This is a genomic window from Rhizobium sp. BK112 (assembly GCF_014193215.1).
Taxonomy (GTDB): Bacteria; Pseudomonadota; Alphaproteobacteria; order Rhizobiales; family Rhizobiaceae; genus Rhizobium; species Rhizobium anhuiense.
The window spans coordinates 1-21945 of record NZ_JACHYZ010000017.1; the positions used below are offsets into that span (position 1 = coordinate 1).

Annotated in this window: 18 protein-coding genes and 1 pseudogene; 8 read left to right on the forward strand and 11 right to left on the reverse strand. The window is 60.8% G+C overall.

Going from position 1 to position 21945, the window contains the following annotated elements:
- Positions 1 to 526: 526 nt before the first annotated feature.
- Both FHT75_RS31130 and FHT75_RS31135 read right to left on the reverse strand, forming a co-directional pair.
- Entirely contained in the window at positions 527 to 2677 is a 2151-nt protein-coding gene (locus FHT75_RS31130; RefSeq protein ID WP_097623436.1) for a mechanosensitive ion channel family protein, read from the reverse strand.
- Positions 2678 to 2917: 240 nt separating this feature from the next.
- Complete coding sequence (locus FHT75_RS31135; RefSeq protein ID WP_097623435.1) at positions 2918 to 4243, reverse strand: epoxide hydrolase family protein; 1326 nt, start codon at positions 4241 to 4243, stop codon at positions 2918 to 2920.
- A 399-nt stretch (positions 4244 to 4642) separates the two neighbouring features.
- Between FHT75_RS31135 and FHT75_RS31140 the strand changes: the two genes are divergently transcribed.
- Positions 4643 to 5593 (forward strand): alpha/beta fold hydrolase, encoded by a 951-nt coding sequence (locus FHT75_RS31140; protein ID WP_097623434.1) that lies wholly within the window; start codon positions 4643 to 4645, stop codon positions 5591 to 5593.
- Here FHT75_RS31140 and FHT75_RS31145 read toward each other — a convergent pair.
- Both FHT75_RS31145 and FHT75_RS31150 read right to left on the reverse strand, forming a co-directional pair.
- A complete protein-coding gene (locus tag FHT75_RS31145; protein WP_063475608.1) occupies positions 5582 to 6496 on the reverse strand; it encodes a LysR family transcriptional regulator in 915 nt (304 codons plus the stop codon). The genes FHT75_RS31140 and FHT75_RS31145 overlap by 12 nt on opposite strands.
- A 112-nt stretch (positions 6497 to 6608) precedes the next feature.
- A complete protein-coding gene (locus tag FHT75_RS31150; protein ID WP_063475609.1) occupies positions 6609 to 7298 on the reverse strand; it encodes a DUF599 domain-containing protein in 690 nt (229 codons plus the stop codon).
- Between the two features lie 392 nt (positions 7299 to 7690).
- On the opposite strand from FHT75_RS31150, the gene FHT75_RS31155 reads away from it, so the two are divergent.
- Positions 7691 to 8227 (forward strand): PAS domain-containing protein, encoded by a 537-nt coding sequence (locus FHT75_RS31155; protein ID WP_063475610.1) that lies wholly within the window; start codon positions 7691 to 7693, stop codon positions 8225 to 8227.
- 142 nt (positions 8228 to 8369) lie between these two features.
- Here FHT75_RS31155 and FHT75_RS31160 read toward each other — a convergent pair.
- From FHT75_RS31160 to FHT75_RS31185, 6 genes and pseudogenes are all read right to left on the reverse strand, one after another.
- Positions 8370 to 8788 (reverse strand): annotated as a pseudogene (locus FHT75_RS31160) (universal stress protein); the annotation flags it as partial.
- Positions 8789 to 8843: 55 nt separating this feature from the next.
- Positions 8844 to 9692 (reverse strand): fumarylacetoacetate hydrolase family protein, encoded by an 849-nt coding sequence (locus tag FHT75_RS31165; protein ID WP_063475611.1) that lies wholly within the window; start codon positions 9690 to 9692, stop codon positions 8844 to 8846.
- 42 nt (positions 9693 to 9734) lie between these two features.
- Positions 9735 to 11045: an MFS transporter gene (locus tag FHT75_RS31170; RefSeq protein WP_097544287.1), complete on the reverse strand. Its 1311-nt coding sequence runs from the start codon at positions 11043 to 11045 to the stop codon at positions 9735 to 9737.
- 51 nt (positions 11046 to 11096) lie between these two features.
- Positions 11097 to 12674 (reverse strand): bifunctional 3-(3-hydroxy-phenyl)propionate/3-hydroxycinnamic acid hydroxylase, encoded by a 1578-nt coding sequence (locus tag FHT75_RS31175; protein ID WP_183845452.1) that lies wholly within the window; start codon positions 12672 to 12674, stop codon positions 11097 to 11099.
- Between the two features lie 30 nt (positions 12675 to 12704).
- Positions 12705 to 13598, reverse strand: coding sequence for a VOC family protein (locus FHT75_RS31180; protein ID WP_097623432.1), 894 nt, complete (start codon positions 13596 to 13598; stop codon positions 12705 to 12707).
- Between the two features lie 4 nt (positions 13599 to 13602).
- A complete protein-coding gene (locus tag FHT75_RS31185) occupies positions 13603 to 14652 on the reverse strand; it encodes an amidohydrolase family protein (RefSeq protein ID WP_097623431.1) in 1050 nt (349 codons plus the stop codon).
- A gap of 122 nt (positions 14653 to 14774) precedes the next feature.
- Between FHT75_RS31185 and FHT75_RS31190 the strand changes: the two genes are divergently transcribed.
- The 6 genes from FHT75_RS31190 (at position 14775) to FHT75_RS31215 (ending at position 21473) form a co-directional block, all read left to right on the forward strand.
- A complete protein-coding gene (locus FHT75_RS31190) occupies positions 14775 to 15491 on the forward strand; it encodes a GntR family transcriptional regulator (protein WP_097623439.1) in 717 nt (238 codons plus the stop codon).
- Positions 15492 to 15634: 143 nt separating this feature from the next.
- Entirely contained in the window at positions 15635 to 16870 is a 1236-nt protein-coding gene (locus tag FHT75_RS31195) for an ABC transporter substrate-binding protein (RefSeq protein ID WP_097623430.1), read from the forward strand.
- Positions 16871 to 16940: 70 nt separating this feature from the next.
- Positions 16941 to 17828 carry a carbohydrate ABC transporter permease gene (locus FHT75_RS31200; RefSeq protein WP_063475617.1) on the forward strand — a complete coding sequence of 296 codons (888 nt, stop codon included), beginning with the start codon at positions 16941 to 16943 and terminating at the stop codon, positions 17826 to 17828.
- Positions 17825 to 18718 carry a carbohydrate ABC transporter permease gene (locus FHT75_RS31205; RefSeq protein ID WP_063475618.1) on the forward strand — a complete coding sequence of 298 codons (894 nt, stop codon included), beginning with the start codon at positions 17825 to 17827 and terminating at the stop codon, positions 18716 to 18718. Before FHT75_RS31200 ends, FHT75_RS31205 begins: the two co-directional genes overlap by 4 nt.
- A gap of 2 nt (positions 18719 to 18720) precedes the next feature.
- The gene (locus tag FHT75_RS31210; protein ID WP_063475619.1) at positions 18721 to 19788 is read left to right on the forward strand and encodes an ABC transporter ATP-binding protein; all 1068 of its coding nucleotides are present in this window, start codon (positions 18721 to 18723) and stop codon (positions 19786 to 19788) included.
- Positions 19788 to 21473, forward strand: coding sequence for a glycoside hydrolase family 3 protein (locus FHT75_RS31215; protein ID WP_097623429.1), 1686 nt, complete (start codon positions 19788 to 19790; stop codon positions 21471 to 21473). Before FHT75_RS31210 ends, FHT75_RS31215 begins: the two co-directional genes overlap by 1 nt.
- 25 nt (positions 21474 to 21498) lie before the next feature.
- On the opposite strand, the gene FHT75_RS31220 is transcribed toward FHT75_RS31215, so the two are convergent.
- Positions 21499 to 21933: a GlcG/HbpS family heme-binding protein gene (locus tag FHT75_RS31220; RefSeq protein ID WP_049813423.1), complete on the reverse strand. Its 435-nt coding sequence runs from the start codon at positions 21931 to 21933 to the stop codon at positions 21499 to 21501.
- Positions 21934 to 21945: the final 12 nt, after the last annotated feature.

Genomic DNA, 21945 nt, shown 5'->3' on the forward strand with positions numbered 1-21945 from the left:
ATAATGCTCAGGCGCTGATCACGGATCTTCTGAATAACTTCGAGGCGATGCAATTCTTTCTGCGACATGGTGATCATAAAGGACATGACGACTCCAACCGCTCATGGTCTCGACCAGGCTGGAGGTCGTCATCCTTGCTCCCAACGTTGGCATTGACCAGCACGTCGAGAGGCGAGACTGTCGCATCTCTAACTGGCCCAACTGTCGCATTACTAAATAGCCGCTACAACAATCAATCGCATAAGATAGATTATGGAACATAAGGATGCCGTTTGATTACAAAGGCATACCTTCTTCATCCATCTCATAGGCCCACTCTTTTAAAATCGGCCTGCTCGAATTTGCGTCTTGACGATCCAGCGCATCGACGAGTTCACCGCGAACGTGACTCATAGAACAGCTGATCCCAGCCAATAGACTCTTTTGAAACCCATGTCTCGGACGGACGCGCACTTGGCGGCAACGTGCGGGTCAGAGTGTTGCTCGACGGGATTCGGCGGAAGCTCACCTGATCCGCTCGCCGTTGCTATTCCTCAAGTGTCGAGATGACTTTCGATGGTCTTTGCAGCTCCGAGGCGGCAGCGGTTGCTGCTGCATCGGCGGGGCCGCCGGAAACATGAACGGTCGGCGTTGCAAATTGAATGCCCTTTTCCGCGAATGTTTTCTTGAGCATGGCGAGCGCCTTTCGGCGAACGCCGAACTGTTCGCCGGGCTTCGTCATGAACTTCAGCCGAATCTGCACACCGTAATCCGCCATCTGCTCAATCCCCTGCATTTTTAGGGGTTCGATGATGTTGGGCCCGAGTTCGGCATCTTCGAGAAGCTCAACGCCGATGCGCTTGATGGTCTTGCGGACCTCCTCAAGGTCGCTGTCATAGTTCAGGGTGAGCGTAATGATATCGATGACCCAGTCGCGGCTTAGGTTTTGCACCGCGCCGAGTTCCCCGAAGGGAACGATGGTGACCGGACCGCGATGGTGTCGCAAGCGGATCGATCGCAACGAGAAACCTTCGACAGTCCCTTTATATTTCGCCGCCTGGATATATTCGCCGATGCGAAAGGCATCGTCGAACAGATAGAAGACGCCGGAGATGATGTCCTTGACGAGTGTTTGGGCACCGAAGCCGACGGCTATGCCGACGACACCGGCGCCCGCCAGCAGCGGTCCGATCTGAATGCCTACGGCATCCAGGATCATCAGGAAGCCGACAGCGCCGATCGCCAGGAAGAGTACATTGCGAAGAATGGGAAGGAGGGTATTCAACCGCTGACGCCGGCGCGCGTCGGGTCCCTCCTGATGTCCCGCCTGCACGCTTCGCGACGCCATCGCCATCTGACTGTCGATCAACGTGCTAGCGAGCTTCCAGATAACGTCGGTCACTAGCAGCACGATAACGATGCGAATTCCGGCGCGGATCAAACGCGTGGTCACCGTTTCGGCAGCGGCAAGGTCACTGAGATTGACATTCCATGCGCGGGCAATGAGCAGCGCAGCGACCACGATGAGAGCGTTCCGCAGCGTTTGCATGATAACGACGGACCATCCGACGATGGCCGGATCCTCGACCGCCTGCCCCTCCCCAGATTGAATAATGCGACGAATGATATCATGAGCCACCGAAACGGTCAGCGGCAGAAGCGCGATGACGACCACTGTCCAGAATGCACCGCGGAGACCGGAAACCCATAACAGCCACGAGAGCAGGATGCTCGCGCTGAAGCCAACACAGACCAGCCGGCTCACGGGTGGCCCGTCAGAACGATAGTGCCGCAGCCAGATCATAACGATCAAAGCGATTGAAACGACACCAAGCCATGCTGCGGTAAAGAGGTCGACCAAGATGGGTGAAGCTCGGATCGTCCCGATCACTTCAATGGTGGCCCAGCCAGCCGCCAGCACTGCGACGATTGCGAGGAGCCAGTAGTACCAGAACCAGGCAAGTGAGGTGACAAGCGTCAGAAGCCGCATATGCGGCAGGCGGGCGCCTGGCGCGATGACAATACGGCCCACGAGCACGCCAAGGCGCACCATGAGCGCGGCCGATAGCAGGATGAGCGCAATATCGCGAAACACGGCGGGCCATGGAAAGAGGATAAACGCGCCGAGGCTTCCGATCAGGTAACCGGCCAACGCGAGAAGACCCATTGAAAGCCGGGCTGCGTGGAGCTTGATCCGTTGCCGGACGGTGCCGGCGGGCGCGTTCAGCACAAAATGGAGCAGCCCTCGCCCTGACCACCAGGCCAGGCGCTGCGCAACGAACCCGCCGGCGACGAAGAGTATGACCGCCAAGATCAGGCCGACAGGTTCGATACGATCATCCGTTTGGAAGACCCGGATCGCCGACTGGATCTGCCCGGGAAGAGTTGGAACGGCATCGACGAGTGTGAGCAACCTCTGGCGCAAATCCTGTAGTGACGTCGCAATCGACGTCGGTGCCGCCTCTTGCGAGACTGCTACCGGCTGCGCCGCTTCCTGATTGCCCGGAACGATCCGATTGACCAGCGCTCGTCCGGAATCATCATTCGGCAATTCGATAATAACCCGGATCGGGGCCGAGGAATTGGTCGGCTCAGCCGCCGATGCGAGGTTTGCGCTCGCGAGCAGAAGCGTTGAAAATACCAGCGTCAGGAATGCGCACATTCTGTGGCGGGGATGACGGTCGTCGTTGATGCGCATGTGGCCGTGGTCCCTGCGACGTTGTCGTCACTTTTGCTGGGTTGGTCGAAACTTCGGACTTTGTGAAGCGTTGCACGACCAACGTCAATCGACGAACCGGTCTCGGGGCGCAGACTGCGAACCAACGGCCAGAAGGCGCTAGAGCATTTACGTTTTTCTCCCAATCACGGAAATGCTCTATCTCTTTGTTTTCACGCAATTCCGGAGGCAAAGCCGCTACGCACTTTTGCTGGAATTGCTCTAAGATCGCAAGCTTCTGAACCCTGCCCTGGTCTCCTGGCTGAAGAGTTCCGGCTCCTCCCAGGCGGCGAAGTGACCGCCCTTGGAGGCGCGGTTGTAGTAGATGAGCGTCGGATAGGCCTTGGACAGCCACTGCCTTGGCGGCTTGTAAACCTCTCCGGGAAACACCGTGACCGCCACCGGCACTTTGACGGGCGTGAGCTTCGCGCCCGACATGGCGTTTTCCCAATAGATGCGGCCGCTGGAGGGGCCGGTGTTCGTCAGCCAGTACAGGGTTATGTTGTCGAGAATGGCATCCTTGCCAAGCGCCTGTTCGGGGTCGCCGGCGGTAAACACCCAGTCGGCGATCTTGTCGTAAAGCCAGGCGGCAAGGCCGACCGGAGAATCCGCAATGCCGTAACCGATCGTCTCCGGCCGTGTACTCATGATCGCTGCGTAGCCAAAACCGTTGTTGAGGAAATCTCGAGCCTCGTCGAAGACGACTTTCTCATCCGCAGACAGGCTATCGGGCGCCGGCCCTCCATTTTTAAGCGCCTGGGCCGCGTCTGATGGGAGGGTCGTGGCACGTTCGACCCTGTTGACGTGGATCGCCAGCAGCCCATCGGGTGCCAGGCGACCCAAGGCGTCGCTGATGATTGCCCCCCAGTCGCCGCCCTGCGAGACATAGCGGTCATAGTTCAGTCGCTTCATCAGCACGTCCCAGGCAGCAGCGATCCGCTGAGGGTTCCAACCGGTTGCAGCAGGCTTTCCGGAGAAGCCGAATCCCGGGATCGACGGGATCACCAGGTGAAAGGCATCTTCCGCCGCGCCTCCATGCGCCGTCGGATCCGTGAGCGGCCCGATAACGTCAAGCAGTTCGAAGACCGACCCCGGCCAGCCGTGGGTCATGATCAGTGGCAGCGCGTTTTCGTGACGGGAACGGACATGGATGAAGTGGATGTCCAGTCCGTCGATATTGGTGAGAAACTGCGGGAAACTGTTCAGCCTGCTCTCCGCCTTCCGCCAGTCGTAGGACGACTGCCAGTAACGCACCAGTTCCTTCATCCTGTCGGGTTGGACGCCCTGCGAACGATCCATGACGGTTTCGCCGTCGGGCCAGCGCGTCGCGGCAAGACGCCGCCTGAGGTCTGCGAGCGCCGCCTCGGCGACTTCGGCCTTGAACGGTTGGATCTCCCCGGGTGTGGCGGCGACGACATCGGCAGCATCCGATGTGGGTGGAAGGAGAGCGGCAGACATGCCGGCCGCGGCAACCGCTAACAGCAGTGAGCGTCGTGACATATGTCCATGTTTCAGGGCGTGGCTATGCTTCAAAGAGGTCAGTGCCATGACACGTGTCCTTTCATGACATCGAGAGCCAACGGAGAGATATTCGACAAGGGCAAGCCCCAGATGACCACATAGGTCGCCACCTCGGACGCCCTGCCCTCGTCGATACTTCTTGCTGACGGGCGTTGAACCTAATCGGTTCGCGCTCCTCGTGCTCGTATTCGAGGAGTATCAGTTCTTCCTTATATTGTCGCGGTCGGCTGCCGGCGGCACCCCGGAAAAGTGAGAGGCACCCTCTCGTTGGAATATCCGCCTTGGGCAGCCGCGTTGCAGCGCCGCCGCCATCGAGAGGGTGCCTCTCACTTTCTCCGGCTACCGCGCGCTGACGCCGTGCTCAATTGTGTCAGGAGACAGCCGGCTCTGGGCTTTGGCTGACCGCCGTTCAGGAAAGGACCTCCTATGTCTAGGGACAAACCCGCAAATACGGCTGCATCGGTCGCAACAACTCCGACTTCCCGCACGTCTGAAACCATCGCTTCCCGAGAGGCCGCGCACGACGCCGTCGACTTCATCGAGATCGATGAGATCCTGACGCTGAGAAGGATGATTGTCCGAGCCCCGGCGCCGAAAGGCACCGTGCTTTTCCTGCATGGGTTTCCGGAAACGCTGACGGTCTGGAAGGACATCGCGACGATGCTTGCTCGCGACTACGACGTCCATGCCTTCGATTGGCCGGGCTACGGGCAGTCGTCGCGCCCGGTTCCTGAATTCTTTTCCTACGCGCCGAAGGCGTATGCCCAGGTGTTGAAAGCCTATCTCGAGCGGGCAGGCATCGACCGGTCGAACCTCGTGATCTATGCGACTGACATCGCCGCCCTCCCCGTTCTGTTGCTCGCTCTCGATGAGCCGACGATCGCCAGGCGGATCATCGTCGGAGACTTCGCGCCGTTCGACCGGCCGCAATACATGTGGGAGAACCTGCAGAACCTCAAAGCCGAGCCGACCGCCTCGCCGACGCGCGCCTACATGAACAAGACGAGCGACGAGATCCTTCAGAACGTGCACAGGCGCGGCCTCTCCCCCGCTGAGCAATTCGATCTACCTGTCGACGTCCAGCAAGACATGGCTCGCTCCTGGAGCCTCGACGGCGCGACGGCGGCAGATGCCTTCGCCCACTACTACGCGAATTTCACACGTGACCAGAACTTTCTCGAGGCCAACCTCGACCGGCTGAAGACGCCCGTGAGGGTGATCTGGGGCGAGAAGGACATCTACATCAGAAGCGAAATGGGCATCGAGTTCGCCGCCAAGATCGGTGCAAAAGTCGATACCCTGCCGGGCATCGGTCATTTCCCGCACCTTCAGAATCCGAAACAAACGGTTGAGGAAATCCACGCATCATTCAGATAATATTTGATTATCTTTATGGTTTGTCTGCACCCGCAACCGCGGCAGCGCCCAGTCGACGAAAGCCCGTACCTTCAAGGCGAGAAGCCCCTGGCGCGCGTAGACGATATGGATGGGCTGCGGTGCGCCGTCAAAGTCGCGCAAGATGGGAATGAGCGCGCCGGACGCCAGTTCGTCCGAAACCTGATAGTCGAACAGCCGCGCGATCCCTGCCCCGCCGACAGCCGCCGCAACACAATTCGCCGCGGTATTCACTTCCAGCCGGTTGCGGGGCACGGCCTCCATCGGCGTGCCGTCGACGTCGAATGTCCAGAAGAATGTCCGCTTGTTGAAGATGATCCCGTCGCGATGGATGAGATCGCCGGGACGCTCAGGCATGCCATGCCGCTTGATATAAGTGGGGCTCGCGCAGGTCAGCAGCCGGAACTCCCCGACCTTGGCGGCATGGAGGGAGCTGTCGGCGAGGTCGCCGAGACGGATCGCGATATCCACCTGCTCGGAGACGAGATCCACTGTGCGGTCGAGCGACAGAAGGTTCAGTGACACCTCCGGGTACTTCTCCATGAAGCTCAGCGCGACCGGCAGGACGTATCGGCTACCGTATTCGACCGGCGTCGTGATCGTCAGCACGCCTCGGGGCGTCTGGTATTCCCCGGACGCCCTTCGCTCGGCCTCCTCCAGATCCGCCATGATCTTTCGAGCCGCATCGACATAGTCGCGTCCGGCGTCCGTGAGCTGAAGATTGCGGCTGGTGCGGACGATGAGGTTCGCCCCAAGATGTCGTTCGAGCTCGGCCACCTTGCGGCTGACGCTCGGCAGTGGCGCGTTCAGCTTCCTGCTGCCGGCTGAGATGCTCCCGGCGTCGACGACCGCCAGCAATATGCGCATTGCTTCAAGACGATCCATCAGCCGCCGCCCATGAGATACCGCTTCTGTTTATTGTCGTACGAGTGTCGGACGTTCGCAACGTCCTCAACCGCACGCCCGCCAGATTACCACCTTGCGCCGAGCCGCAGGCCTAGTCGAGCAGCTTGCGTATGGCCATGATCCCCTTTGCCGCATCCGACCAGGACTGACGCCAGATCAACACGCCGACACTGAGGATGGTGGCGACAATGAACGGTATTGGCCCGATGAACCAGAACGCGGCTGCGACGGTGAAGTAGTAGGATCGGACGCCGACGCTGAACGATCGAAGCGCAGGGTTCAACACCAAAGTCAGAGCATTCGTCCAGCCGACAATGTCCCTGTCTTCATCGCGAGAGGGGCTCGCCCCGATCGCCGCCAGGCAGTAGTTGATCTGCCGGACCGCCCATATGAAATCGGATAGGCCCCGCAGCAGCGTCGCCATGATCAGGAGGACCTTGCACTGGAAAAACCAGGCGGGGTCCTGAGCCGCAAACATCGCAATCAGGCCACCCGATCCATAGTTCGGTTCCATGAAAAGCGCGCCGCTCAGCCCAACGATGACGATGAGATTGGCCGAGCCGAAGAAGGATGCCGAATTGATCGTGTGCCCGAGGATCGCGGCGTCGCCGATAAAGTTGTTGTCTCGCGTCAGCACCTCCCGCATCCAGGCCGCGCGAATGCGCACCATATCGACGGAAAGACTATCATTCTTCCTCGGCCACCCCACGGCCATCAAAGGCTCGACCGCCACCCAGACAAGAAGAAAGAAAACAATCGCCGCGACGTTCAGAAAATCCATGGTGCCCCCGAACTTTACGTGGATTTTCTGAAACACTACTTCGCGGCAGCGGCAGCTCCAAGCACGTATCGCCGCTCCCCGGGGTTCTTTCCGCCGGTTCCGCTGCCCGCCGGACGTGGGCTGCGGGCGATGTGCGTTCAAGCCTGCCATTCATCCGCCACAGATTGACCCCATCAAACATGGATCGCTGCCAAGCAAGGAAACGCTAGTCGGCGCTTGGAACCTCCCTGCTGTTGCGTCCGATGGAAACGCGGCTAAGATCTAAGATCTAAGATCTAAGATCTAGGATCGAGGGTGAAATGGTCGACCGCTTTGATCGAGCGTGTCGTATTTTTTCAAGAGCCGGGTGACGGGTTATTTGGCAGCATTGGCGAGCAGACTGGGGATGGCGAATGAACCTTGTCGACGGAGCTTTTGGAACCTCCGAATTTCCTCTCTCTGAAGAGGCTGGCATCTTCACCTGGGTGTTGGCGACCGACACGGTTTATGCGGATACGGCGCTGGCAAATCTCTTTGGCCTTGATCCGGAAGAGACCATCGCGGGGCTGCCGGTCATGCGATATCTCGACCGGATTCACCCGGACGACAAGCCATCCGTGGCCAAGGCGATTTCAGAATCGGTGATCACAGGAAATCCGTACCGCCATGACTACCGGGTGTTTGACCGAAGCGGGCAAATGGTCACCGTGGCCGCCTTCGGCCGGTGCTTCAGGGATGAAGCCGGAAACCCGTCGCAATATGCGGGCATCGTATTCCCGACGAACGACCACATCCACCAAGACCACCAGAAGGACCAATTGTCTGTTCACTGCCGTGAGGCGCTGAAAATTGCGCAGTCATCCGGCCTGCAGGCGACGGCCAATGCGCTTGAAGCAATTCTCAAAGAGCTTGCCAAGCCGATGCCTTCGGACTTCGCGCAGATTCATTGAATCCTCCCAAGCGTTCGTTGTCGCATCCGACTCTCGGTGATCGCTATGGTTTGTGCGAGCCTTGCTTACCTCCCGTGCAAGGCGCTCTTCTCCAGGAGTGATCGATGTTGCAGTCATCGGCAATGCCTTGCGCGCATTGTAATCAGTGGCAAAGAAGGGCGGGCATTTCGAGGCGGCTCAACAGCGACCGTGTGACCCCTCCGAGACGAATTCGCGCAGTCTCGAATGACCGAATGCGCCCGCGACGAGTAAATCGGCCTTGCGTTCTGGGGCCATCGATTGAATGACGCTGGCTGGCGAGTCTCCCTTCGCTTGCATGGCCACGACGTCGACGGCAAAACCAGCTTTGCCGAATGCCGACGCAAGGTGGTCTCGACTGCGCTCGTCAATCTGCTTGTCGTCGGTGACGGAAATCAGGACAACGCGCGAGGCCTGTTCCAGAAGCAATCTGGCGCCTGTCAATGCCCTTGCGGCAGTGGCTCCTCCGTCCCAGACGACGGCGACAGCATCGATGCGGCCGCAGCAATTGTCCGTTGGCTGTAACGCAGCCAACGGGACGCCGACGGACGAGTCAGATGTTCCTCACTGCCGAGGTATCGCGGCACGCCGACTTTCGTCAGCACGTCTCGTCGACGATTGGATTGCGCAGGCTGCCAAGCCGATCGACCTCGACTTCGACCACGTCTCCCGGCTTCATCCAAAGCGGCGGATTGCGCTTGGCGCCGACCCCACCCGGCGTACCGCTGACGATGACGTCGCCGGCTTCGAGCCGGGTGAAGGCGGAGCAATATTCGATCTGGCGCGCAATATCGAAGATCATCTGGCTGAAGGTCGCGTCCTGCACCACCTCGCCGTTCAAGCGCGTCTGCAGCCGCAGCTCGCCAAGCGGGCCGAGTTCGCCCGGCGTCATCATCCATGGACCGAAGGCGCCGGTATCTGGAAAGTTCTTGCCCGGGGTGAACTGGTGCGTATGTCGCTGGAAGTCGCGGATGCTGCCGTCATTGTAGCATGCATAACCGGCGACATGGTTCATGGCTTCGGCGTACGGAATGTAGCGGCCGGGTTTGCCGATGATGACGGCCAGTTCGCCTTCAAAATCGAGTTCGGTCGAGACCTTCGGGCGTATGATCGGAGCGAGGTGTCCTGTCTGGCTATTGGCATAGCGGGCGAAGATGGTGGGGTTCTCCACCTCCGAACGGCCGGTTTCCTTGCGATGCATTTCGTAGTTCAGGCCGACGCAGAGGATTTTGTCGGGATTGGGAATGACCGGCAACCATTCGACCGCGTCGACAGGCGTGGCGGCCGCGGCAGCAGCGGCCTCGGCAACGCCGTCAAAGCCAGCAGCGACAGCCGATTTGAGGTCGGCATAGCGGGCCGAGAGCGCGGCGCCGACATCGAGGAAGCGTTCGCCTTCCACGACGCCCCAGGTCGTTCGGCCGGCGATCTTGACGGTGGACAATCTCATGACTTCTTCTCCTGTCTGTGATCAGAATTTCCTGCGCGCCGTTCAGACCCGCTGCATTTGTTCGGTGAAGCGCGTCATCCTGCCGAAGCGCTCGATGGTGCGGTCCGGGAAGATCAGCGCGAAGGCGGAAATTGCACCAATGATGAGGATGCCGGCGGTGAACAGCATGGCGTTCGCATAACCGGCAGCCACATGGTCGGGTCCTGCGGCCTGCACGATCATGCCGGTGACGGCGTTTGACGCGAGTGCGGAGATGGCGTTCGCCGAATAGATCACGACGATCAGCCGGCCGCGTTGGGCGGCGGGCGCCACGCTGCCGAGCGTGATCGGGCCGTAGATCGTCGTCAGGCTCGGCGCGGCAAAGGCGATCGCGATCAGTACCAGTTGCAGCGGGCCGCTCACATGAACGGAGGCGATGAGCGCCACGCCGCTGACAAGCAGTGCGTAACCAGAGGTGCTGCCGAGCGTCGTGCGCTTGCTGACGCCACTCTGCAGCATCCGCTGCGCAATCCATGAACCGACGAGCAGCAACGGAGACTGGAAGATGTAGACGGCCGAGATGACTGAACCGGTCTCAGTCTGCGAATAGCCGAGGCCTTGCTGCAGGAAGGGTGGCAGCCAGGTGGCCGACATGCCGACGATCCAGTAGGACATGGTGGACATGATGATGACGCCGATCACGGTCGGATCGAGCCAGAGCTTGCGGGCCGGAACCGGCGAATCTCCGACAGTGGCGCGAACTTTTTCATTCTCCGTGCCCGCATGCGGCCCTTCGCCGCCGATGAGCAGCCAGGCCGCGATCCAGACAATGCCGATGAGGCCGCAGAACAGGAAGCCCGAACGCCAGCCGTGGCTGACGATGATATAAGTGAGGATCGGACCGCCGGCGAGCAGGCCGACGCTGATGCCCTGCAGCACGACGGCGCTCGGCACACTGCGCTTTTCCGGGCTGAACCAGTTATGGCAGGCATGCAATGCCGTCGGCAGGCCGGGTCCCTCGCCAAGGCCGAGCAGGATGCGGCAGGCGATCAGGACCGTCACCGAACTGGTGAAATAGATCGGGATCTGGGCGATCGACCAGATCGCCGCCAGAATGACGAGGATCCACTTGACCGGCATGCGGCCGATCACGAAAAGGCCGACAAGGACGCCGGAGATCGAAAACAGCAAAAAGAAGCTGCTGCCGATCAGCCCGAACTGCTGTGGCGAAATCCCAAGCTCCTTCATCATCGGCACCGCCGACAGCCCGAAGACGAGCTTGTCGAAAAAGTTCAGCGTCTGGAACAGAAAGAGAAGGGCAAGAACGGCAAAGGGGCGCCATTTGCCTGAGGTAACAGTGGTTGGTTCGGTCATATCTTCCTCCCAGAAACCGATTGAACTTCAATGTGTGACAGGCCCTGCTCTTCAGGCGAGGCGAGCCAGCAGATCCGCGATCTGCTGGCGAAGCGCCTGAACGTTCTGGGCAGCGCCGAAAACATAGTGGTCAGGACGCACCAGTGCGGCGATTGCGCCATGCCGGTCGAACCAAGCGGAAAGCACGCCATCCTTCTCGCGAAGGGCCGAGGGATCGACTGTCTCCGCACCTTCAGGGACGACGGTCTTGATCACGATCCCATCGATCTCCCCGGCAAATGCTTCTCCCTCCCCGGCCCCGATCCGGCGGCCGTCGAGGATGAGCCGCCAATTCGGGCCGGTGAAATGATCCAGCAGGCGCGTGGAAGCGCCTTCGACGATGGCGGGCTGCGGAAAGAGCAGCCCCCGCGCCGACGTTCCCGCCGCGGCAAGCAGACCTTCTTCGATCGGCGGAACGATTTCCTGGCGGGTAATGGTCGGCGGCTTGCCGCCGCCCTCGGCGAGAATGCGAGCATCGCGCGCGGCCGCTGCCGCCGGATCGCGTTCGCAGATCATCTGGCCGATCGCCTTGATCTTGCCGGTCAGGGTCTGCACGTGGCGCTTGCGCTCGACCGTATAGGTATCGAGCAGCGCTTCCGAGGATTGTCCCGTCAGCACGCGGTCCAGCCGCCAGACGAGATTGGAAACGTCGCGCAAGCCCTGGCACATGCCCTGCCCGATAAAGGGCGGCTGCTGGTGAGCGGCATCGCCGGCGATCAACACCCTGCCGCGGCGCCATTCATCGGCCACCAGCGCATGGAAGCGATAGGCAGCGGCGCGCCAGAGTTCGCCCTCTTCTGACGTGAGCCAGGGCGACAGCAACCGCCAGACGTTTTCGGATCTTTCCATTTCGCGCGGATTTTCGCCGGGCAGCAGCATGATTTCCCAACGGCGATGGTTCTTCGGCCCCATGATATAGCTGGTCGGCCGCGAGGGATCGCAGAATTGCGCCGAGGTCTGCGGCAGCTTGGTGAGTGCGGCATCATGCACTTGCACGTCCACCACCAGCCAGGGCTCGTCGAAGGTAAGATCCTCGAGCGTCATGCCGGACAGTTCGCGAACCCGGCTCGAAGCGCCGTCGCAACCGACCAGGTATTTTGCCGCGACCGTCCGGGACTTGCCGGAGGCGTCCCTCAGCGTTGCAACGACCTGATCGGCCTGCGGATCGAGATCGGTCATCTCGGTTCCGAGTTCGACCGTGACGCAATCGAAGCTTTCGGCATGCCGCCTGAGCACGGCCTCGACCGGAGGCTGGGTGAACACCATGCTTGGCGTGTAGCCGAGCGGATAGGGCGCGGGCACCATGTCGATGCGGCGAATGAGTTGCCCCTGTGCGCCGAAGTGCTGGGAAGCGGTGAAGGGCGCGATATGGGGCAGTACGTCGTCGGCGATGCCCATATTGTCGAAATGGCGCAGGATCTCGTGGTCGATGGCAATGGCGCGGGGCTTGTCATAGATGTCAGTCAGCCGGTCGACGATAAGAGTGGAATGACCGCGCGCGCCCAGCATGCCGGCAGCCACGGCGCCGGCCGGGCCGAAGCCGACCACCAGCACGTCATAACGATGGGAAATGTTGTTCTCGCTATTCAACGGAATGCCTCTGCTATGATGATGGCCGCGTCAGGCGCCGGAAAATCCGATGGAAATCTGTGCCTTCTTGCAGGCGTCGCTCTTGGGGGCGGCGATGCCCCAATGATCGGTGCGGCCCGGCGGCCAGACCCATTCGTCCGGACCCCGCACGCGATAATCATCGTCCACCTCCAGAACCTCAGCGGTGTATTCGACCACGACGCCCTGCGGATCGACGAAGTAAGCAAAGACATTGTCGCCCGGCCCGTGGCGGCCGACGCCCCAGCCGATCGGGTAACCGTGATCGACCACCCGGCCGGAGCCGCGCATGACCGATTCGAGATCGGGCATGAGGAAGGCGATATGGTTCAAACCGTTCACCGGCGCTTCCGCCAGCACGACGGCGTGGTGATCGTCATTGCAGCGCAGGAAGGCCATCAGCTTCGACCGGTCGGTCAGGCGGAAGCCCAGGACATCGCGGTAGAAATCCGAAAGGGCCTCGATGTCAGCGCTGTTGATATTGACGTGCGCGAGGCGTTCCGGCCGGTTGGCGACGACTGTGCCCGCCTTCCTGTCGTCGCCATAGACGAATTCCAGCACCGAACCCTGCGGCTCCCGAACGACGAAGCGCTCCCCGCCGGACGGTGCGTCGGCAGGTCCCGGCTCACGCATCGTGACGCATCCCGCCGCAACGGCCTTTGCAAAAAGCGACTTCAGATCTTCGGCGGAATGGACGCGGAACGTGATCTTGCGCAGTTCCGAGCGGTCGCTCGGCTTCAGTTCCAGCACATGGAAATCGTCGCCGGTCGCGGCGAGGAAAACCTTGCCGCCGGCTTCGGCGACCACGTCCAGTCCCCAGACCCGGCTATAAAAATCGACGGATGCAGCCAGGTCGGGCGTGCCGAGTTCGACGCTGCGCAGGGCGGTGACGGGAAAGTCGGACATCTGATCAAACCTCATCCAGGGCAAGGAAGGCCTGCGCGTTCCTGAAGGACAGCCGTTCGCGCAGTCCTGTGTCGGCGAAAGCGGCCTCGATGCGCGCAACGGGCTGCTGGTCGCGAAAATTGAAGGGGTAGTCCGTGCCGAGCAACACGCGTTCCTCTCCGAAAACTGAAACCAGGCGGCGCAGCGTGTCCGTATCGAAGACGAGAGAGTCGACGTAGAGCCGGCGGGCCTGTGCCGAGGGCGGTTCAGCCATCGTTTCCTTCAGAGCCGGGAAAGCCGCATAGCCCTGCTCCAGCCTCGGCAGAAGCGAGGCGAGCGTGCCGCCGCCATGGCTGAAGGCGATCCGTAGTTGGGGGAATTTCAACAGCAGCCCACCGGTGATCACCGAGGCCGCGGCCAGCCCCACATCGGTGGGATAGCCGAGCACCTGCTGAAGCGGCGCCGGCCCGACGAGCCGGTCCATGCCGGCCGGTCGCACCGCATGGACGAAGACGGCCGCTCCAAGCTTCTCTGCTTCCGCAAAGAACGGATGGAACCTGGGATCGCCGACCGGAACGCCATTTATATTGCTGCCGATCTCGACGCCGCGAAAGCCTGGGGTACTGACCGTGCGGTGCAGCTCGGCGATAGCAAGGTCGATATCCTGCAGGGGGACGCCGGCCAGCCCGACGAAACGCCCCTCTCCTTCCGCAACGAGTGCTGCAATCGCGTCGTTGACGTGACGGAGGAGGTCGTTGGCCGCGTTGGTTTCCATCCAGTAGCCGAAAAGTTCCGGCATGGGTGAAAGTGCCTGAAGCCTTATGCCGCTACGGTCCATGTCTTCGAGCCGCCGTTCGGCGACCCAGCAGGCGTCGCTGACCGTGCGATAGGGCTTCTCGTCGATGACGACGGTGGCATGGCAATCGCCCGAGGCGACCATAGAGGGAAAGCCGCGCACCGGCGCGCCACTAGCCGGCAGCGGAAAACGTGCCGGCACGACATGGCAGTGAATGTCGATGCCACAGCAGCCGCAACCGCTGTCGAACCGCCCTGCGCTTTGCTTGCCTACGCTCACGCTGTCCTCCTGTGCTGCTTTCGAATAATATCCATAAACGCTCGTGTAAAGTAAAAATTTATAAATTTTACGAATTGCATGTGGTCGTGTATATGAAAACAGATTTGAACAATGGACTCGATATGGACGCAGATGCGCTGAACAGGGGGCCGGAGAGCCCCGCAACACTGGCAACCAGCATTTACGAACGGCTGAAGGCCGACATCCTGTCCGCGCGCTTGGAACCCGGACGCAAGCTGCAACTGCGCTTCCTGATGGAGCAATACGAAGCGGGGCAAACGCCCTTGCGGGAGGCGTTGAACCGCCTAACCACCGAGGATCTGGTCATCGGCAAGGAGCAGCGTGGCTTCTTCGTGAAACCGATCAGCTTGGGGGAATTGGGGGAGCTGACCAAAACCCGCTGCTGGGTGGAAGGTCTGGCTTTGCGGGAGTCGCTCGCAAACAGCACACCGGCATGGGAGGAAGCCCTTCTCGTTGCGCACCACAGGCTGGAGCGCGCACCTCGCTCATTGAACCCGGAGCGGTTCGAGAGCAATCCGGAATGGGAGCGGCTGCATCGCGCCTTCCACGCGCAGCTCATCGGCGGCTGCGGCTCGCGACCGTTGATCGGCTTCTGCGAACAGCTCGCCGACCGGCTTCATCGCTATCGCTCACTGTCCAGCCGCAAGGCGTTTCGCGTGCGCAACGTAGCGCAGGAGCATGCGGATATTCTGAAAGCCGTGCTCGATCGCAATAGCGACGAGGCTGTACGCTTGCTGCAGCAGCACTACGAACAGACCGCCGATTTCATCAGGGCCGACCTCGAAAGCGACCCCCCGGACGCTGCGTCGCCCACCTGACGGTTGAGCTTGAGAAACTATGAACGCTGTCTGAGTGTCGAAAAGATCTATAATTTCTGATTATGGTATTTGCTAAATCCATTATTGGACGAATGATAATGCGCTCCTGAATAATCCGCCGCGGAATTCAGGAGGAGAAGACAGTGATTTTCAAATTGCTTTTTACTGCGACCACTGCAGTCGCGCTTTGCTTCGCAGCCTCTGCGAATGCAGATGAGATCAAGGCTGAGGTAATTCATCAGTGGACCTCCGCCGCCGAGTCGGCCGGCGTCAAGGTTCTGGCCCAGAAGTTCACCGAGCTTGGGGGAAGCTGGGTCGACAATGCCATATCAGGCGGACCGAACGCCCGCGCGACGGCCGTCAACCGGGTGGTCGGCGGCAACCCACCCGCCGCCATGCTGTTCAATACCGGTGCCCAGTTTATCGAACTCCAGGAAAACGAACTGCTTCGTGATCTGACGGAGACCGCCACGGCCGACAACTGGCAGGAAAAAATGCCGCAAGCCCTGCTGAATTCGGGCACGGTCGACGGCAAGATCTGGGCGCTTCCGATCTCCGGCAACGGCGCCAACTGGTTCTGGTTCAACAAGCCGATCCTCGACAAAATAGGCGTGTCGACGCCCAAGACCTGGGACGAGGTATTTGCTGCGCTCGACAAGGCCAAGGCGGCTGGCCTCATTCCTTTCGCGCCCTCCGGGGAGCCGCGCTGGGAGCGGCTGATGTTCAATGCCGTCGTGCTCGGCGTTGCAGGGCGCGAAACCTATGATGCGGTTATCTACAAGAGGGATGCGGCAGCGGTGCGGGGCGACAAGTTCAAGGCCGCCGTCAAAGTGTTCGAAAAGCTCAAGGACTATGCCGATGCCGGCTCGCCGGGGCGCTCCTGGCCGGATTCGACCAACCTCGTCATCTCAGGCAAGGCGCTTATGACCCAGGGCGGCACATGGTTGAACGGAGCCTTTGCTGCTGCCGGGAAATCGGCCGGCAGCGACTATGAATGTGCAATCATCGGCGCCGATCAGGGCATGATCATCTCGGGTGACGTGTTCCTGTTCCCCGAACCCGCGGATGATGCGATGGCCAAGGCGCAGGATCTGCTCCTCAAGACCTTCACGGATATTCCGACACAGACCGCCTTTGCGGTTGCCAACGGTACGATCCCTATCCTGAAGGGCGCCGATACGTCCAAGCTCAACAGCTGTATTGCGCAAGCGTCGCATTATTTCAGCGACGCCAAGCTCGCAACGGCGGGCGACCAGATGATGTTCCCGCCGGCCGTTGTCGGTGCCGTTGAGGATGCGATCACCCGCTTCTGGAGCAAGGGCGGCCTGACTGCCGACCAGTTCATCGAGGCCTATGCGAACGGGCTCTCCGCGAGCTGACGCAACCGCTTCGGGGGGAGCGTATTCCGTCGCCTCCCCCGAACGACTGAGATATTCGGAGTCCCCAGCCGTGTTCGCAACGTCGCCTTCAAACAGTCGCCTTCAAGCGACCCTGACACTTGTTCCCGTCGCATTCGTCGTTTTGTCGGTCTATGTCGGAGGCGTTCTATGGGCGGCGGGCATATCCTTCACCCGGTCCTCCATGCTGCCCAATTACAGGTTTGCCGGTTTCACCCAGTACATAAACCTGTTCTCCAACGCCCGGTGGCATGTCTCGCTTACCAATATGGCCCTGTTCGCTGTGATTTTCATCCCGGTCACGCTGTTCATCGGCTATTCGCTCGCCGCCATGATCAACCGCGGCGTCCGCGGTGAGAACGCGCTGCGGACGATCTACCTCTATCCCTTCGCCATGTCCTTCATCGTCACCGGCTTGGTATGGCGCTGGCTATTCGATCCGAATTACGGCATTGCCGACGTTGCTCGCAAGCTCGGCTTCGAGAATGCCTCCTTCGACTGGATCGTCAATGCGGATACGGCGATCTTTACGATCATCTTCGCAGCCGTCTGGCACTCGTCCGGCCTGGTCATGGTCGTTCTCCTCGCCGGGCTACGCGGCGTCGACGACGATCTGTGGAAGGCGATCCGCATCGAGGGCATCCCCGCCTGGAAGGCGCATCTCTATATCATCGTCCCGAGTATCGGCGCGAGCATCACGACTGCGCTGGTCCTGATGTGTCTGACGGTCGTGCGCCTCTTCGACGTCGTGGTTGCCATGACCGGCGGCGGACCGGGCATTGCAACCGATGTGCCGGCCAAGTTCATCATCGATCACATGTTCGAACGCCAGCAGGTGGGCCTTGCATCCGCCGCGGCCACCACGCTGCTGCTTCTCGTCCTGCTGGTCTCCGTGCCGCTTCTCTATCTCAAGAACCGTCGCAAGGGAGCTGTCGAATGACCACTGAAAACGGCCGCGCTCCCGTACACCGCAATGCCTATGCCGCCCCGCTGTCGCGCGCATTGACCTACGTTTTGCTGATCGCAATCGCGATCGTGGTGCTGATCCCGCTCTACGTGATGATCGTGACGGCCTTCAAGTCGATGGAGGAGATCCGGACGGGCACGCTGCTGTCCCTGCCCCATGCGCTGACCTTCGAATATTGGTCCAAGGCCTGGAATTCTGCCTGTACGGGACTGCGTTGCGAGGGTCTCAAAGTCGGCTTCGTGAATTCCGTGCTGATCACCATTCCGAGCGTCGCCCTTGCCATCGCAGCCGGCGCGGTCACCGGTTATGCGCTGAGCTTCTGGCGGGTGCGCTTTGCCAACGTGCTTTTCACCGTGCTGCTGATCGGCGGCTTCTTTCCCTATCAGGTGCTGATCTATCCGCTCGTGCACATCACTTCCACCATCGGCCTGTTCAATTCACTGGCCGGCGTGATCGCGGTGCATGTCGTATTCGCTCTGCCCGTCGTGACGCTGCTGTTCCGCAATTATTTCGCAACGATCCCGATCGATCTCTTTAAGGCCGCTCGTGTCGACGGTGCCGGCTACTGGCGCTTCTTCTTCTCCATCCTGTTGCCGATGTCGGTTCCGATGATCGCCGTCGCCGGCATCCTGCAGGTCACCTTCATCTGGAACGACTACATCGTCGGCCTCGTCTTCGGCGGCATCAACTATGCGCCGATGACCGTCCAGCTCAACAATATCGTGCACTCCACCTATGGCGAGCGGGAATACAATGTGGAGATGGCGGCAACGCTGCTCACCTCGATCATCCCGCTTCTCGTTTACTTCACCTCGGGCCGTTGGTTTGTCCGCGGCGTGGCCTCCGGTGCCGTGAAAGGCTAATCATGACAGGCGTTCAACTGCGAAATCTCGGCATCCGCTACGGGCAGGTCGAGGTCCTCAAAGGCATAGATCTCGACATTCCGCCGTCGGAATTCATCGTCCTGCTCGGGCCTTCCGGCTGCGGCAAGTCCACGCTTCTGAATGCGATCGCCGGGCTCCAGGACGTTGCCGAAGGGCAGATCCTGATCGGCAGTCACGACATGACCAATGTCGAGCCGAAGAACCGCGGGATCGCGATGGTTTTCCAGTCTTACGCGCTCTATCCTCGGATGAGCGTGCGGGGAAATCTGAGTTTCGGCCTGAAAGTCGCCGGGACCGCCAAGCCGGAAATCGAAAAGCGCGTCGCCAATGCGGCAAGGATGCTGCAGATCGAACCCTTGCTGGACCGCAAACCGTCGGAACTTTCCGGCGGCCAGCGGCAGCGCGTGGCGATCGGCCGCGCCGTCGTGCGCGACGCGGGCGTGTTTCTCTTCGACGAACCGCTCTCCAACCTCGACGCCCAATTGCGCTCAGACCTACGCGTCGAGATCAAGCGTCTTCATCAGCGGCTCAAGTCGACGATGATCTATGTGACCCACGACCAGATCGAGGCGATGACGCTTGCCGACCGCATCGTCGTCATGAAGGACCGGATCATCCAGCAGCAGGGCACGCCAGACGAGATCTACAACAAGCCGGCGAACACCTTCGTCGCCCGTTTCGTCGGCTCGCCCGCCATGAATTTCCTCGACGCCGCCGTTGAAGGCGGCGATGTGATCATCGACGGCAAGGCGGTGCGCATCACGTCCGCGCTGCAAGCGCCGCTGGCCAACGGCCGAAAGGTGATCGTCGGCATCCGCCCCGAAGACGTCGTGCTCCATGCAGAAGAGGCCGCATCGGGCGTGGCGGTCGAGGTCGACGTCGTCGAGCCGATGGGAGCCGAAAAGCTCGTCTGGTGCAAACGCGGCAGCATTGGCATCTGCGCCAAGACATCAGCCTCCGTCAGCATAAAACCCGGCGACAAGGCGTGGCTCGGCCTGTCCGAGGATCGCCTTCACATATTTGACGCAGACAGCGGAAAGCGGGTTTGATGACCGAGACCATCCTTGAAAAGCTTGCAGGACATCCCTTCCATCTCGATGACACGGCTCTTGCGTGGGTGAGATCCACTTTCGACAGCCTGTCGCTGGACCAAAAGCTCGGGCAGATCATGCTGCCTCTTTGCCGCGACCTCTCGCCGGAAAATCTCTCGGCCCCGCTGCAGCGCCATGTCGGCGGCATTCATCGCATGCCCTCCCGTTCCGAGCAGGAATTGCGCGACAGCGCGCAATTCCTTCAGTCGCAGACGGCGATACCGCTCCTGATGAGCTGCGACATCGAGTTCTCGGAGAAGAGCAGCGTTGCGGCCGGAACGCCCTACCTCAACCAGATGGCCATCGCTGCGACGGGAGACGCCGAGCATGCGCGGCGCATGGGTGTCGTTGCGGCGCGCGAGGGCGGTTTTCTCGGCTTCAATATCTCCTGGACGCCGGTTGCCGATCTTGCGGTCAATTTCCGTTCGAACGTGGTCAACACCCGGTCATTCGGCGCGGATGTCTCGACAGTCATGGCAATGACGACGGCCTATCAGCAAGGCGCCCGCTCGGCGGGTTTCGCAAGCTCGATCAAGCATTGGCCGGGTGACGGCATCGACGACAGGGACCAGCATTTCGCCACCACCCACAATACGATGCCGATGGAAGAGTGGCGCCGGACGTTTGGCAAAATCTATGCCGACGCCTTTGCGAAGGGGGTGCAGGTCGTCATGGCAGGCCACATCACCCTTCCCGCCTACACGGCCGAGCTGGGATCGTCGGCCCTGAGCCCCGCCCATATGCCTGCGTCGCTCAACTTCGACCTCACCACCACCCTTCTCAGAGAAGAGCTGGGTTTCAATGGCCTGGTCGTTTCCGATGCCTCCGGCATGGTCGGCTTCAATGCGCGCGGCGCGCGGCGGGAACTCGTGCCGCTCTGCATCGCCTCGGGCTGCGATATCCTGCTGTTCCCGGCTGATCTCGACAAGGATCTCGGCTATATCAGGGAAGGCCTTCAGAACGGTCTTCTCAAGCAGGAGCGTGTCGATGAAGCGGTCTTGCGTGTGCTTGCGCTCAAAGCATCGATGAAGCTCCACGAGACCGGCGGCCATCCCCCGGAGGCGGAAGATCGCCCGCGGCTGCTCGGCGGCGCCGAGCATGCCGCATGGTCGAAATCGGCCGCGGAGGCCGGGATCACGCTGGTCAAGGACCAGCAGGCTCTGCTGCCGCTTGATCCGAGCCGGCACAAACGTATCCTGCTGGCGCAACTGGAAAGCCGGATGAGCCCTTCCGGCCCACTGCCGCAACTGCGCGTGGCCGATATGCTGCGCGAACGGGGTTTTGACGTCACGCTCTATCGCCGGGGCGATGCTATCGATCCGGCCGCCCACGATATCGGCATGTATCTGATGGCCGAGGAAGGTGTGTCCGCCAAGGAAAACCTGGGGCCGCGCTGGGAGGACCTGCACGGCTTGTTCCCGCTTTCGATGCAAAGACTGTGGGACTATCTTCCCACAGTCTACATCTCGCTCGGCACGCCGTTCCTGCTGTATCACATGCCGGAATGCAGAACCTTCGTGAACGGCTATGCCGCCGTGCCGCCGGTGCAGCAGGCGCTGGTGAAGGCTCTAATCGGTGAAATTCCGTTCGCAGGACAAAGCCCCGTCGATGCAGCTTGCGGTCTGCAGGAGGCTTCCCTTTAAATGAACAGGCGAATTCTTCCAGAAATCAATCTGCAAGTTTTGCGATAGGCCGGAACCCGGCCTTCTCGATGCCGGCAATGGCGCAAAGCTCGTCATTGTCTCCGAGATCGCCGGAAATTCCGACCGCGCCGATGATGTGCCCTTGTCCATTGGCGATCAAGACACCGCCCGGAGAAGGCACCATGCGCCCACCACTGACGGCCGATAGAACCGTGACGAATGTTGGGTTCTTGCCGGCGCGTTCCGTCAATTCGCGCGACCCGAATCCCATGCCGAGCGAGCCCCAGGCTTTTCCGAAGGCGATGTCGAAACGAACGATGCCGGCCCCGTCCTCGCGTTTATACGCGACCAGATGGCCACCGGCGTCGAGGACGGCGACAGCCAGAGGCGCGAGACCACGGGTCCGTCCTTCCGCAAGGGCGGTGTCGATGATGGTTGAGGCATCGGAAAGTTTGAACATGACAAGATCCAT

Excerpts from the sequence above, each read along its gene's own strand:
- FHT75_RS31170 (WP_097544287.1), bottom strand. The coding sequence starts at position 11,045 with ATGACCGAACCAACCACTGTTACCTCAGGCAAATGGCGCCCCTTTGCC.
- FHT75_RS31130 (WP_097623436.1), bottom strand. The coding sequence starts at position 2,677 with ATGCGCATCAACGACGACCGTCATCCCCGCCACAGAATGTGCGCATTC.
- FHT75_RS31165 (WP_063475611.1), bottom strand. The coding sequence starts at position 9,692 with ATGAGATTGTCCACCGTCAAGATCGCCGGCCGAACGACCTGGGGCGTC.
- FHT75_RS31155 (WP_063475610.1), top strand. The coding sequence starts at position 7,691 with ATGAACCTTGTCGACGGAGCTTTTGGAACCTCCGAATTTCCTCTCTCT.
- FHT75_RS31150 (WP_063475609.1), bottom strand. The coding sequence starts at position 7,298 with ATGGATTTTCTGAACGTCGCGGCGATTGTTTTCTTTCTTCTTGTCTGG.
- FHT75_RS31145 (WP_063475608.1), bottom strand. The coding sequence starts at position 6,496 with ATGGATCGTCTTGAAGCAATGCGCATATTGCTGGCGGTCGTCGACGCC.
- FHT75_RS31140 (WP_097623434.1), top strand. The coding sequence starts at position 4,643 with ATGTCTAGGGACAAACCCGCAAATACGGCTGCATCGGTCGCAACAACT.
- FHT75_RS31135 (WP_097623435.1), bottom strand. The coding sequence starts at position 4,243 with ATGGCACTGACCTCTTTGAAGCATAGCCACGCCCTGAAACATGGACAT.
- FHT75_RS31180 (WP_097623432.1), bottom strand. The coding sequence starts at position 13,598 with ATGTCCGACTTTCCCGTCACCGCCCTGCGCAGCGTCGAACTCGGCACG.
- FHT75_RS31210 (WP_063475619.1), top strand. The coding sequence starts at position 18,721 with ATGACAGGCGTTCAACTGCGAAATCTCGGCATCCGCTACGGGCAGGTC.
- FHT75_RS31215 (WP_097623429.1), top strand. The coding sequence starts at position 19,788 with ATGACCGAGACCATCCTTGAAAAGCTTGCAGGACATCCCTTCCATCTC.
- FHT75_RS31220 (WP_049813423.1), bottom strand. The coding sequence starts at position 21,933 with ATGTTCAAACTTTCCGATGCCTCAACCATCATCGACACCGCCCTTGCG.
- FHT75_RS31205 (WP_063475618.1), top strand. The coding sequence starts at position 17,825 with ATGACCACTGAAAACGGCCGCGCTCCCGTACACCGCAATGCCTATGCC.
- FHT75_RS31190 (WP_097623439.1), top strand. The coding sequence starts at position 14,775 with ATGGACGCAGATGCGCTGAACAGGGGGCCGGAGAGCCCCGCAACACTG.